This window comes from Streptomyces sp. NPDC056169, assembly GCF_042268445.1.
GTDB lineage: Bacteria > Actinomycetota > Actinomycetes > Streptomycetales > Streptomycetaceae > Streptomyces.
Genome location: NZ_JBHJUO010000001.1, coordinates 414,718 through 427,204, shown reverse-complemented (window position 1 = coordinate 427,204; position 12,487 = coordinate 414,718). Strand labels below are relative to the sequence as shown.

Annotated in this window: 11 protein-coding genes; 6 read left to right on the top strand and 5 right to left on the bottom strand. The window is 71.8% G+C overall.

The window, feature by feature from the left end:
* Nucleotides 1-330: 330 nt before the first annotated feature.
* The gene (locus tag ACFC0G_RS01955) at nucleotides 331-1,107 is read right to left on the bottom strand and encodes a class I SAM-dependent methyltransferase (RefSeq protein WP_376396148.1); all 777 of its coding nucleotides are present in this window, start codon (nucleotides 1,105-1,107) and stop codon (nucleotides 331-333) included.
* Between the two features lie 95 nt (nucleotides 1,108-1,202).
* Complete coding sequence (locus ACFC0G_RS01950; RefSeq protein WP_376395612.1) at nucleotides 1,203-1,808, bottom strand: DUF3043 domain-containing protein; 606 nt, start codon at nucleotides 1,806-1,808, stop codon at nucleotides 1,203-1,205.
* A gap of 279 nt (nucleotides 1,809-2,087) precedes the next feature.
* Here ACFC0G_RS01950 and ACFC0G_RS01945 point away from each other — a divergent pair, with 279 nt between their 5' ends.
* The 5 genes from ACFC0G_RS01945 (at nucleotide 2,088) to ACFC0G_RS01925 (ending at nucleotide 8,568) form a co-directional block, all read left to right on the top strand.
* Nucleotides 2,088-2,888 carry a PspA/IM30 family protein gene (locus ACFC0G_RS01945; RefSeq protein WP_376395609.1) on the top strand — a complete coding sequence of 267 codons (801 nt, stop codon included), beginning with the start codon at nucleotides 2,088-2,090 and terminating at the stop codon, nucleotides 2,886-2,888.
* 30 nt (nucleotides 2,889-2,918) lie between these two features.
* Nucleotides 2,919-3,197, top strand: a complete 279-nt coding sequence (locus ACFC0G_RS01940; protein ID WP_376395606.1) for a hypothetical protein — start codon at nucleotides 2,919-2,921, stop codon at nucleotides 3,195-3,197.
* A 130-nt stretch (nucleotides 3,198-3,327) separates the two neighbouring features.
* Complete coding sequence (locus ACFC0G_RS01935) at nucleotides 3,328-4,566, top strand: sensor histidine kinase (RefSeq protein WP_376395603.1); 1,239 nt, start codon at nucleotides 3,328-3,330, stop codon at nucleotides 4,564-4,566.
* A complete protein-coding gene (locus ACFC0G_RS01930) occupies nucleotides 4,563-5,252 on the top strand; it encodes a response regulator (protein ID WP_376395601.1) in 690 nt (229 codons plus the stop codon). Before ACFC0G_RS01935 ends, ACFC0G_RS01930 begins: the two co-directional genes overlap by 4 nt.
* Nucleotides 5,253-5,439: 187 nt before the next feature.
* Nucleotides 5,440-8,568, top strand: coding sequence for an efflux RND transporter permease subunit (locus tag ACFC0G_RS01925; RefSeq protein ID WP_376395598.1), 3,129 nt, complete (start codon nucleotides 5,440-5,442; stop codon nucleotides 8,566-8,568).
* 70 nt (nucleotides 8,569-8,638) lie between these two features.
* Here ACFC0G_RS01925 and nadA read toward each other — a convergent pair whose 3' ends face one another.
* Nucleotides 8,639-9,820, bottom strand: a complete 1,182-nt coding sequence (nadA, locus tag ACFC0G_RS01920; protein WP_376395595.1) for a quinolinate synthase NadA — start codon at nucleotides 9,818-9,820, stop codon at nucleotides 8,639-8,641.
* 228 nt (nucleotides 9,821-10,048) lie between these two features.
* On the opposite strand from nadA, the gene ACFC0G_RS01915 reads away from it, so the two are divergent.
* Nucleotides 10,049-10,405 (top strand): iron-sulfur cluster assembly accessory protein, encoded by a 357-nt coding sequence (locus tag ACFC0G_RS01915; RefSeq protein ID WP_365777088.1) that lies wholly within the window; start codon nucleotides 10,049-10,051, stop codon nucleotides 10,403-10,405.
* A 139-nt stretch (nucleotides 10,406-10,544) separates the two neighbouring features.
* On the opposite strand, the gene ACFC0G_RS01910 is transcribed toward ACFC0G_RS01915, so the two are convergent.
* Both ACFC0G_RS01910 and ACFC0G_RS01905 read right to left on the bottom strand, forming a co-directional pair.
* A complete protein-coding gene (locus tag ACFC0G_RS01910; RefSeq protein ID WP_376395591.1) occupies nucleotides 10,545-12,176 on the bottom strand; it encodes a hypothetical protein in 1,632 nt (543 codons plus the stop codon).
* A gap of 79 nt (nucleotides 12,177-12,255) precedes the next feature.
* Nucleotides 12,256-12,462, bottom strand: coding sequence for a hypothetical protein (locus tag ACFC0G_RS01905; protein WP_376395588.1), 207 nt, complete (start codon nucleotides 12,460-12,462; stop codon nucleotides 12,256-12,258).
* Between the last annotated feature and the right edge of the window lie 25 nt (nucleotides 12,463-12,487).

The window sequence follows — 12,487 nt, the reverse complement described above, 5'->3', positions numbered from 1 at the left end:
GTCTGCGCTGTGGGGCGGGGGGGGGGGGGGGGCGGCCCGCCCCCCCCCCGCACCCCCTCGGCCGTGACCTTGAAGGTCTTCTCCTGGCCGACCACGTGCGCGTTGGTGACGACGTGCCCCTTGCCGTCGTGGACGACCCCGGAGCCGAGGCTGCTCGCCGCGTCGATCCGGACGACCGCAGACCCCGGCGGTCAGCGGGAGGAGGAGCCGTCGGCCACGGGATACGTCCATGTCCGGAGTATCGGCGCGCCCCCGGCACCGGGCCCGGCGAGCGCATCCGATCAGGTACGGGCGCTCACCCGGGAGCCGGGATCCGGGATCCGGCGGGGCTCAGCCCCGTACGCCGCACAGGTGCAGAAGCGCCGCGATCCGCCGGTACGGCTCCGTGCGGCCCGCCCGGTCCTCGGCGGCGAGCAGCCGGTCCAGCTCCTCGGCGGCCGGCAGGCCCGTCTCGGCCGGGATGCCGTCCGTGAAGACCCGCACCCCGTACCAGGCGTGCAGCGGCGCCGCGATCCCCGCGAGCGTCGCCGTCAGCGCGTCCAGCCGGTCGGCCCGCACCTTCACGCCGTTGTCGTCGGTGTAGACATCGCTGTCGAAGCCCGCGAGGGCCCCGGACCAGTCACCGGCGAGCCCCGGGCGCATCGCGAGGGCCTCCCCGTTCCGTACGACCAGGGAGAGCAGGCCACCGGGGGCCAGCATCCGGGCCAGACCCGCGAGCAGGGCGTCCGGCTCGTCCGCGTACATGAGCACGCCGTGGCAGAGGACCACGTCGAAGCTGCCGGGCAGGAAGTGGACGCCGGTCTCGCGGCCGTCGCCCTCGATCATGCGGACCCGCTCGCGGATCCCGGCGGGCTCCGTCGCCAGCGACTCGCGCGCCGACTTCAGCAGCTCGGGGTCGGCCTCCAGGCCGGTCACGGTGTGCCCGGCGCGGGCCAGGCGCAGCGCCTGCGTGCCCTGCCCCATGCCCGCGTCGAGGATCCGCAGCCGCTGCCCCACGGGGTAGCGCGCGGATATCTGCTCGTCGAGCTGGCGCGCGATGACCTCCTGCCGGATGGTGTCGCGCAGCCCGCCGTGCCCGGCGGGCCAGTGCACGACGGCGGGCAGCACGGCGCCGCCCGTCGCCGACGCGTCCACGCCGAAGGCGCGATCATCGAGGGCCCGCTCGTCGAAAGCGTGCCCGCCGAGGCCCGAGCTGTCGGCGCTCAGGGCCGCTCTCCGCGCTTGACCTGCGGCTTCGGCAGCCGCAGTCGGCGCATCTGGAGCGTACGCATGAGGCCGTAGGCCACGGCGCCGCGCTTCGGCTCGTTCGGGAAGCGCTCGTTCAGCTGCTTCCGCAGGCGGAGCCAGATGCCGACCGAGTCGATCACGATCAGGATGATCACGCCGAGCCAGAGCAGCAGCGAGATGTTCTGCAGCGACCGGTTGGCGTTCCCGAAGAGCGACAGCACGAGGATCACCACGGCCATCGGCAGGAAGAACTCGGCGATCGCGAAGCGCGAGTCGACGAAGTCGCGCACGAACTTGCGCACCGGGCCCTTGTCGCGGGCCGGCAGATAACGCTCGTCACCGCTCGCCAGCGCCTCGCGCTGCCGGGCCAGGTCCGAGCGACGCGCCTCGCGCTGGCGCTTGGAAGCCTCCTTGCGGTCGGTCGGCACCGTCGCGGCGCGCCGACGCTGGGTCTGCGCTTCGCTCCGCTTCGGTGTCGGGCGGCCCTTCGGGGCCTCGGGGTCGCGGGGCTGAGTGGTGGAAGGGTCCGCCGTCACCTTGTCGGTGGGGGCCTTCTCGTCCTTCGAACGGCTACGGAACACAAAACCCAAGGGTACGGGGTGGTGGGCATGGACCCCAGCCCGGGCGGGAACGATCCGCTAACGGACTGCGTCTACGGCGGTAAGCACGGAGGACGCGCGGGTTTCCCGGGCCACCCCCTAGATCCATCTACACCCTGGGCGGGAGGAAGGCCGCGCACAGTCGTCCTTGGGGAGGAGCGCATCCCGCTCCGAACAGTGCGGTAATGGATGCAGGGCCCGTACTGTGGACCTGTTGGAGAGCTGGAGCCGTAGTCCGTCAGAAGGGGGCGCGCGAAGCCCATGAGCGGTGTCATGAAGCGTATGGGGATGATCTTCCGCGCGAAGGCGAACAAGGCCCTTGACCGGGCCGAGGATCCGCGCGAGACGCTCGATTACTCCTACCAGAAGCAGCTGGAGCTGCTGCAGAAGGTGCGGCGCGGCGTGGCCGACGTCGCCACCTCCCGCAAGCGGCTCGAACTCCAGCTGAACCAGTTGCAGGGCCAGTCCGCCAAGCTGGAGGACCAGGGCCGCAAGGCCCTCGCCCTCGGCCGCGAGGACCTGGCGCGCGAGGCGCTGTCCCGGCGGGCCGCGCTCCAGCAGCAGGTCAGCGACCTGGAGGTGCAGCACCAGACCTTGCAGGGCGAGGAGGAGAAGCTGACGCTCGCGTCGCAGCGCCTCCAGGCCAAGGTCGACGCCTTCCGTACGAAGAAGGAGACGATCAAGGCGACCTACACGGCCGCCCAGGCCCAGACCCGGATCGCCGAGTCGTTCTCCGGCATCTCGGAGGAGATGAGCGACGTCGGTCTCGCGATCCAGCGGGCCGAGGACAAGACCGCCCAGCTCCAGGCGCGCGCGGGCGCGATCGACGAGCTGCTCGCCTCGGGCGCCCTCGACGACCAGTCCGGGCTCGCCAAGGACGACATCCAGGCGGAGCTGGACCGGCTCTCGGGCGGTACGGACGTCGAGCTGGAGCTCCAGCGGATGAAGGCCGAGCTGGCCGGAGGTCCGTCGGCGCAGCAGCAGGCGCTCGAAGGCGGCGGCGAGGCCGCGCCGCAGGACCGTACCCAGCAGCAGCAGTCCCACCCGCGCTTCGAGAAGTAGGCGTAAGCCAGGCGACAGACAGGACGCGTCATGATCGTACGGATCATGGGGGAGGGCCAGTGGAAGCTGGCCGACAGCCACCTCGTGGAGCTGAACAGGCTCGACGACGAGCTGCTCGACGAGATGGAGTCGGGGGACACCGAGGGCTTCCGCCGCACACTGGGCGCCCTGCTCGACGCCGTCCGCCGGCTCGGCGAGCCACTCCCGGACGACGCCCTGGAGCCCTCCGAGCTGATCCTCCCAGCCCCGGACGCGGGCCTGGACGAGGTCCGCAAGATGCTCGCCGACGACGGCCTCATCCCAGGCTGACACCCACGAAGTACCACCGGTGTCCCCTCGCCCCCACCGGGGCGGGGGGACATCGCGCTTTCCCCCTCGTCCCGGCGGCGGAGCCCCGCGCTTTCCCCTCGTCGCCGCTTTCCCCGTACCGTTCCTCGACGTGACCCCCACCGGCCCCGCCACCGGCACCCTCTACGCCCGCCTCCGCGACTGGTTCCGCGCGCACCCGCTCGCCTTCGACGCGACGATTGCGTGCGGCACGCTGCTGTGCATGGTCGCCGGGTCCTTCACCAGCCCGCACGGCAGTCCCGAGGGGCCGACCTTCGGCGACCACCCGCCCGACGTGTGGAGCGTGCTGATCATGGTCGCGGGGGCCGCCGCGCTGGTGCTGCGCCGCCGCAGGCCCTTCGCCGTGCTCTGCTTCACGGTCACGATCTGCCTGTTCGAGCTGATCAACGACAACCGGCCCGCCCCCATCGCCATGAGCGCCGTCGTCGCGCTCTACACGGTCGCCTCCCGCACCGATCGCCCCACCACCTGGCGCGTCGGACTCGTCACGATGGCGATGCTCACCGCCGCCGCCATGATCTTCGGCCCGACCGACTGGTACGCGCAGGAGAACCTCGGCGTCTTCGCCTGGACCGGCATGGCGGCAGCCGCCGGGGACGCCGTCCGCAGCCGCCGGGCCTTCGTCGACGCCATACGGGAGCGCGCCGAGCGGGCCGAGCGCACCCGCGAGGAGGAGGCCGGCCGCCGGGTCGCCGAGGAGCGGCTGCGGATCGCCCGCGACCTCCACGACGTCGTGGCCCACCACATCGCCCTGGTGAACGTCCAGGCCGGCGTCGCCGCCCACGTCATGGACAAGCGCCCCGACCAGGCCAAGGAGGCCCTCGCGCACGTCCGCGAGGCCAGCCGCTCCGCCCTCGACGAGCTCCGCGCCACCGTCGGGCTCCTGCGCCAGTCCGGCGACCCCGAGGCGCCCACCGAGCCCGCTCCCGGTCTCGCCGTCCTCGACGGACTCCTCGACAGCTTCCGCAAGGCCGGCCTCCCCGTCGCCCTGGCCCGCACCGACGGCGACCGGCCCCTGCCCGGGACCGTCGACCTGGCCGCGTACCGGATCGTGCAGGAGGCCCTCACCAATGTGCGCAAGCACGCGGGACCGGACGCCGAGGCGGAGGTGAGCGTCGTCAGGGTGGGCCGTACGGTCGAGATCACCGTCCTCGACAACGGCGCCCCGCAGCCCGGGACCGCCATCGACTCCGGCGGCCACGGCCTCCTCGGCATGCGCGAGCGGGTCAGCGCCCTCGGCGGCAGCCTGACCGCCGCACCCCGCTACGGCGGCGGCTTCCGGGTGCAGGCGATACTGCCCGTGACGACCCGTACGGGGGAGGACGCATGACGATCCGGGTACTGCTCGCCGACGACCAGGCCCTGCTCCGCAGCGCCTTCAAGGTCCTGGTCGACTCCGAGGCGGACATGGAGGTGGTCGGCGAGGCCGCCGACGGCGCCCAGGCCGTCGAGCTGGCCCGCGCCGAGCGGCCGGACGTCGTCCTCATGGACATCCGGATGCCGGGCACGGACGGCCTCGCGGCGACCCGTGCGATCACCGCCGACCCCGAGCTCGCCGCCGTCCGCATCGTCATGCTCACCACCTTCGAGGTCGACGAGTACGTCGTGCAGTCGCTGCGCGCCGGGGCCTCCGGCTTCCTCGGCAAGGGCGCCGAACCGGAGGAGCTGCTCGGCGCGATCCGGATCGCCCACGGCGGCGAGGCCCTCCTCTCCCCGGCCGCCACCAAGGGCCTGATCGCCACCTTCCTCGCGCAGGGAGGCGGGCTCGAACCCCTGACGGCCGGCGACCGCACCTACTCCGAGCGGCTCGCCGCGCTCACCGCCCGCGAGCGCGAGGTCCTCGTCCTCGTCGGCGGCGGCCTCTCCAACGACGAGATCGCCGAGCGCCTCGACGTCAGCCCGCTCACCGTGAAGACGCATGTCAACCGGACCATGGCCAAGCTCGGCGCCCGCGACCGGGCCCAGCTGGTGGTCACCGCGTACGAATCGGGTCTGGTACGCCCGAGGGTGGAGTGACCGGGGGCTCCGGCGTACTCCAGGCGCGGTATGCGGGGCATAAGGATGTGGACCCGAGGGCCGAGGATTTCCCGGCGCCGATGGCGGATCGTGTAGGCGGGGGGCACCTCCGGCGGATCCAGCGGATCACGGCCGGGGTCTTGGCTGCTCCCGCCTGCCGACGAGTACGCCACAGAAGAGAGACCCCATGTCCTGGCTGTCCAGATTCAGCCTCGCGCAACGGGCCCTGATCGGGCTGATGTCCATCGTCGCGATCGTGTTCGGGGCGATCGCGATACCGCAGCTGAAGCAGCAGTTGTTCCCCTCGATCGAGCTGCCCATGGTCTCGATCCTCGCCCCGTATCAGGGGGCCTCTCCCGATGTGGTCGAGAAGCAGGTCGTCGAACCGCTGGAGAGCAACCTCAAGGCCGTCGACGGCCTGAAGGGCGTCACCTCCACCGCCTCCGAGGGCATGGCCGTCGTCATGGCCTCCTTCGACTACGGCGACGAGTCGACGAAGCAGCTCGTCGCGGACGTCCAGCAGGCCGTGAACCGGGCCCGCGCCCAGCTGCCCGACTCGGTCGACCCGCAGGTCGTGGCCGGCTCGACGGACGACATGCCGACCGTCGTCCTCGCCGCCGCGTCGGACAAGGACCCGCAGGCCCTCGCCGACCTCCTGGAGCGGACCGTCGTGCCCGCCCTCGAAGGCATCGAGGGCGTCGGCCAGGTCTCCGTCAGCGGCGTCCAGGACCTCCAGATCTCCGTCGTCCCGGACGAGCGGAAGCTCGCCGCGGCCGGACTCAGCTCCATGAAGCTCGCCGAGGCGCTCCGCTCCGGCGGCGCCACCATGCCGGCCGGCTCCTTCTCCGAGGCCGGCAAGAGCCGCACGATCCAGGTCGGCGGCGGCTTCACCTCCCTGCGGCAGATCGAGGACCTGCGCATCCCGTCGGCCACTCCCGGCACGGGCAAGGCGGTCCGCCTCGGCGACGTCGCCACCGTCCGCCAGGAGGAGTCGCCGAGCGTCTCCCTCACCCGCACCAACGGCAAGCCCAGCCTCGCCGTCATGGCCACCATGGACAAGGACGGCAGCGCCGTCGCCATCTCCGACGCCGTCGAGGAGAAGCTGCCCGACCTGCGCCGCGACCTCGGCGCGGGCGCCGAGCTGACCGTCGTCTCCGACCAGGGCCCGGCCGTCGCCAAGGCGATCTCCGGTCTGACCACGGAGGGCGCGCTCGGCCTCGTCATGGCCGTCCTGGTGATCCTGGTCTTCCTGACCTCGATCCGCTCGACCCTGGTGACCGCGGTCTCCATCCCGCTCTCGGTCGTCCTGGCCCTGATCGTGCTGTGGACCCGCGACCTCTCGCTCAACATGCTGACCCTGGGCGCGCTCACCATCGCCATCGGCCGGGTCGTCGACGACTCGATCGTGGTCCTGGAGAACATCAAGCGTCACCTGGGCTACGGCGAGGAGCGCCAGAGCGCGATCATCACCGCGGTCCGCGAGGTGGCCGGCGCGGTCACCTCGTCCACCCTCACCACCGTCGCCGTCTTCCTGCCGATCGGTCTGACCGGCGGCATGATCGGCGAGCTGTTCGGCTCGTTCTCGCTGACGGTCACGGCGGCCCTGCTGGCCTCCCTGCTCGTCTCCCTGACCGTGGTCCCGGTCCTCTCGTACTGGTTCCTCCGCGCCCCCAAGGGCACCTCGGAGGACCTGGCGGAGGCCCGTAGGCTGGCCGAGGAGAAGGAGGAGAAGAGCCGTCTCCAGCGCCTGTACGTGCCCGTCCTGCGGTTCGCGACCCGGCGCCGCATCATGAGCCTCGCCATCGCGCTCGTCGTCCTCGTCGTCACCTTCGGCATGGCCCCGCTCCTGAAGACGAACTTCTTCGACCAGGGCGAGCAGGAGGTGCTCAGCATCCAGCAGGAGCTGGCGCCCGGCACCAGCCTGAGCGCCTCCGACGAGGCCGCGAAGAAGATCGAGAAGGTCCTCGCGGAGACCGAGGGCGTCAAGGACTACCAGGTCACCGTCGGCTCCTCCGGCTTCATGGCGGCCTTCGGCGGCGGCACCGGCTCCAACCAGGCCTCGTACAAGATCAGCCTGGAGAACTCCGACGCGTACGAGAAGACCCGCGCCTCCATCGAGAAGGCCCTCGCGGGCCTCGACGGCATCGGCGACACCACCATCGCCGCCGGTGACGGCTTCGGCAGCCAGGACCTGAGCGTGGTCGTCAAGGCCGCCGACCCGAAGGTCCTGAAGGAGGCCGCCGAGGAGGTCCGTACGGCGATCGCCGGGATGGACGACGTCACCGACGTCCAGAGCGACCTGTCCCAGTCCGTCCCGCGCATCTCCGTCAAGGCCAACGCCAAGGCGGCCGACGCGGGCTTCGACACCGGCTCGCTCGGCGCGATCGTCGCCCAGGCCGTCCGGGGCACCCCGGCCGCCAAGGCGATCCTCGACGACAGCGAGCGGGACGTCCTCATCACCTCGGCGAAGCCCGCCACCACCCTCGCCGAGCTGAAGGCCCTGCCGCTCGGCCCGGTGAAGCTGGGCGACATCGCCACCGTCGAGCTCGTCCCCGGCCCGGTCTCCATGACCCGGATCGACGGCGCCCGCGCGGCGACGATCACGGCCAAGCCGACCGGTGACAACACCGGCGCGGTGAGCGCCTCGCTCCAGTCGAAGATCAACGCCCTCGACCTGCCCGCGGGCGCCACCGCCAGCATCGGCGGCGTCTCCGAGGACCAGAGCGAGGCCTTCACCAACCTGTTCCTGGCGATGCTCGCGGCCGTCGCGATCGTCTTCATGCTGCTGGTGGCGACCTTCCGGTCGCTGATCCAGCCGCTGATCCTGCTGGTCTCGATCCCGTTCGCGGCGACCGGCGCGATCGGTCTGCTGGTGGTCACGGACACGGCGATGGGCGTCCCGGCGATGATCGGCATGCTGATGCTCATCGGCATCGTCGTGACCAACGCGATCGTCCTGATCGACCTGATCAACCAGTACCGGGCCCAGGGCCTGGGCGTCGTCGAAGCGGTGATCGAGGGCGGCCGGCACCGGCTCCGCCCGATCCTGATGACCGCCCTGGCGACGATCTTCGCCCTGCTGCCGATGGCCCTCGGCGTCACCGGTGAGGGCGGCTTCATCGCCCAGCCGCTCGCCGTGGTCGTGATCGGCGGTCTGATCACCTCGACGCTGCTGACCCTGCTCCTCGTCCCGACGCTCTACGCGCTGGTGGAGCTCCGCAAGGAGCGCCGCGCGAAGAAGAAGGCGGCGAAGAAGGAGGCGAAGGCCGTCGACGTGACGGTCCCGCCGCAGGCGAAGGAGCCGGCTGCGGTCTGACCCGTACGGCATGACGAAGGGGCGCCCCGCGATCGCGCGGGGCGCCCCTTCTCCCGTATCCGGGGAATCGTTACGGCAGCGCCAGCATCCGCTCCAGGGCGAGCTTGGCGAAGCTCTCCGTCTCCTCGTCGACCTTGATCTGGTTGACGAGGTTGCCCTCGGCCAGGGACTCCAGGGTCCACACCAGGTGCGGCAGGTCGATGCGGTTCATCGTCGAGCAGAAGCAGACCGTCTTGTCGAGGAAGACGATCTCCTTGTCCGGGTGCGCGTTGGCCACGCGCCGGACCAGGTTCAGCTCGGTGCCGATCGCCCACTTCGAGCCGGCCGGGGCCGCGTCCAGGGTGTTGATGATGTACTCGGTCGAGCCCACGTAGTCCGCGGCGGCGACGACCTCGTGCTTGCACTCCGGGTGGACCAGGACGTTCACGCCCGGGATGCGCTCACGGACGTCGTTGACCGAGTCCAGCGAGAAGCGGCCGTGCACCGAGCAGTGACCCCGCCACAGGATCATCTTGGCGGCGCGCAGCTCCTCGACGGTGAGCCCGCCGTTGGGCTTGTGCGGGTTGTAGAGCACGCAGTCGTCGAGGGACAGGCCCATGTCGCGGACGGCGGTGTTGCGGCCCAGGTGCTGGTCCGGCAGGAACAGGACCTTTTCGCCCTGCTCGAAGGCCCAGTCGAGGGCCCGCTTGGCGTTCGACGAGGTGCAGATCGTGCCCCCGTGCTTGCCGGTGAAGGCCTTGATGTCGGCCGAGGAGTTCATGTACGAGACGGGCACGACCTGCTCGGCGACGCCGGCCTCGGTCAGCACGTCCCAGCACTCGGCGACCTGCTCGGCGGTGGCCATGTCGGCCATCGAGCAGCCGGCCGCCAGGTCCGGCAGGACGACCTTCTGGTCGTCGGTGGTGAGGATGTCGGCCGACTCGGCCATGAAGTGCACGCCGCAGAAGACGATGTACTCGGCCTCCGGCTTGGCGGCGGCGTCGCGCGCGAGCTTGAACGAGTCGCCGGTGACGTCGGCGAACTGGATGACCTCGTCGCGCTGGTAGTGGTGGCCGAGCACGAAGACCTTGTCCCCGAGCTTCTCCTTGGCCGCGCGGGCGCGCTCCACGAGGTCCGGGTCGGAGGGCGACGGGAGATCGCCCGGACACTCCACGCCGCGCTCGCTCTTCGGGTCGGCCTCGCGGCCGAGCAGGAGGAGGGCGAGCGGCGTCGGCTGAACATCCAGGGGCTGGGCGGTGGTCACGTCACGCACCCTTTCTTCGGAGAAACCTTTTCGTCGAAATGACGTTATCTATCATAACCGCTTCACGTCACGTTGACGATGTCCATAGTGTCGATGTGACGAATTCGCCGTCCGCGCTCCTGGACAGGGTGTGCGAGCATGAAAGAGGGAAGACCCCACGCGGCCCGGAATGAATCCGGGGCACCGATGGTTACCACCGTCGGCAAGCAGTCTCCGTACACACCGGGAGAGAAGCAGATGTCCGTATCGGACGAGAAGACCACTGTCAGCGACGGCATCCTCCTGTCCGACGCCGCCGCGGCCAAGGTCAAGGGCCTCCTCGACCAGGAAGGCCGCGAGGACCTGGCCCTGCGCGTCGCCGTTCAGCCCGGTGGCTGCTCCGGCCTGCGTTACCAGCTGTTCTTCGACGAGCGTTCGCTCGACGGCGATGTCGTGAAGGACTTCGACGGCGTCAAGGTCGTCACCGACCGCATGAGCGCCCCGTACCTCGGGGGTGCCTCGATCGACTTCGTCGACACCATCGAGAAGCAGGGCTTCACGATCGACAACCCGAACGCCACGGGCTCGTGCGCCTGCGGTGACTCGTTCAGCTAAGCAGCACCAGCACGAACGCGAGGGCGGCGGTCCGGGAACACCCGGGCCGCCGCACTCGCGCATGTGCCGACACCCCCTAGGGCCTGTCCGGCGGATCATGGCCGGGGTCGCGCCTGATCCGCCGGACAGCCCCGGGGGATCAGCGGCGCGGCACGGCCTCCCCGCTCGCCCCGTCCACGACGGGCCGGTCGCCCAGCGGCCGGTCGAGCGTCACCGTCTTCGTCACCTCGACCGCGATGGCGATGCACGCCTTGCCCGGGTCGGTGGGCGTCTCCTTCACCCGCACCGTGACCCGGTCCGCGCTCTCCCGCGCCGTGACCGTGTAGTCGCTGCACACCCCGCCCCAGAAGGTGACGGTCAGCTTCCGGCCGTCCCCCTCGGTCCGGAAGGACTCGACCTGCCGCGCCGGAGCCGTGCCCTCGTCGGGATCCGGCGTCGGCGAGGGCTTCGCCGGCGGCACCAGGAACTCGGGGGCCACCGCCGTCCGCGTCACCGTGTACGGCGCCGCGTCCGCGGGGTCCGCCGTGAACAGCCACGCCGGTACGAGCAGCCGCTCGCCGGCCACGTCCTGCGCGGCCAGACCGAACACCGCGCGCGTCACCGGCACCTGGTCCGGCGGCGCCATGTCCACGATCGTCTGGCAGGGCGCACCCGGAGAGCTCGACCCGGTGCCGGGCTCGCCCAGATCGGGCCTCCCGACGGTCGGCTTCTCCGACTCCGGCACCCCGGCGCCGGGCTTCAGGGCATCCGGCTTCCCCGTCTCCGGCTTGCCCGAGTCCGGCATCCCGGCGTCCGGCTTCCCGGCGTCCGGCTTCCCCGTCTCCGGTGCCCGGGCCGGCGGGTCGGTGGCGCAGCCGCCGATGCCGATCGGGCCGGTGCCCTTCGAGGCCTCGTTCAACTGGGCGAGCGCCTTCTCCGCCCCGATCACAGGGTACGTGTCGCCCTTCGCCGGCTCCTTGAGCATCCCGCTCCCGGCGACCGGCCGGCCGTCCGGCCCGATGTGCAACCCCGTCGACCAGCCGTAGGTCGGCAGCCCGCCCACCACGGGTTCGGCGTTGACCACCCGGACCGAGCCGTTCATCACCTGCGTCGCCGACACCTTGGCGTCGTCCTGGCCGATCGCCTTCAGTACGGGCGCGGCCGCCGCCTTCGCCGCCGCCTCGCTCACCGGCGAACCGCCCGCGGAGGGCTTCGTCTCGCCCGGCGGCGGGCACGCCTTGCCCTTGAGGCAGCTGTCGCCGGCCGGGCCGCCGTCGTACCAGGAGTACGTCCAGTTCCCCGGCGCCTTCCGCGCCACGTCGAGGCGCGCCCCGGAGCCGTCCTTCTCGGGCCGGATCGTCCAGACCTCGCCCACCAGGGCGGGGCTCCCGGCGATGCCGAGCGCTTCGGCCAGCCTGGTCACCTCCGCCGAGGTGACCAGGCCCTCGGGCCGGTGGACCGCGGCCGAGGAGGGCCCTTGGGGGAGTGGGCCCTTGGCTGTGTAGACGGTCCCGTTCGGGCCGCCTCCGGGGTCGGGCTCGCCGGGGGCGATACCGGGACCGTCACCCGTACCACCGCCGCCGTCCGTCCCCGCGCTTCCGCCCTCCAGGCGGAGCGGCGGGGGCGCGGCCGCCTTGTCGGCCCGGCTGCCGGCCCCGGCCGGCGTGGCCTCGCCGGGCGCCGTCGCGGCGACGGCGAGGTAGACCCCGCCGCCTCCGGCGAGCAGGACGCCCGCCGTCACCGAGGCCGCGAGCAGCCTCCGCCGACTCCGACCGTTCTCCGTACCGCTCACGGCATCGCTCCTTCGGACCCTGGCATCCCTGCGGGAAGACACCGGTGGGACGGAGCGGGCGGGCGGACGGTTCCGTCCGTCAGCCGCCGTACTCGGCGGTGGCGTCGATCAGCCGCGCCGAGGCGGCCGGGACGACGACGCCGTGGATCAGCGCGGGGGAGACCGGGGCGGGGGCCGGAGCGGCCGGGGTGACCCAGTGCGGGACCATGCGCGCGCTGTCTCCGCGCAGCTGGGCGAGGCTCAGCTCGGACACGTGACGCTCACGGGGAGCGGGGTGCAGGCTCATGGGCGCACCGTATGCATCCCGGGGC

Bases quoted from the DNA above. Each gene is read 5' to 3' on its own strand.
- ACFC0G_RS01945 (WP_376395609.1), top strand. From the start codon at position 2,088: ATGAGCGGTGTCATGAAGCGTATGGGGATGATCTTCCGCGCGAAGGCG.
- ACFC0G_RS01940 (WP_376395606.1), top strand. From the start codon at position 2,919: ATGATCGTACGGATCATGGGGGAGGGCCAGTGGAAGCTGGCCGACAGC.
- ACFC0G_RS01930 (WP_376395601.1), top strand. From the start codon at position 4,563: ATGACGATCCGGGTACTGCTCGCCGACGACCAGGCCCTGCTCCGCAGC.
- ACFC0G_RS01925 (WP_376395598.1), top strand. From the start codon at position 5,440: ATGTCCTGGCTGTCCAGATTCAGCCTCGCGCAACGGGCCCTGATCGGG.
- ACFC0G_RS01915 (WP_365777088.1), top strand. From the start codon at position 10,049: ATGTCCGTATCGGACGAGAAGACCACTGTCAGCGACGGCATCCTCCTG.
- ACFC0G_RS01905 (WP_376395588.1), bottom strand. From the start codon at position 12,462: ATGAGCCTGCACCCCGCTCCCCGTGAGCGTCACGTGTCCGAGCTGAGC.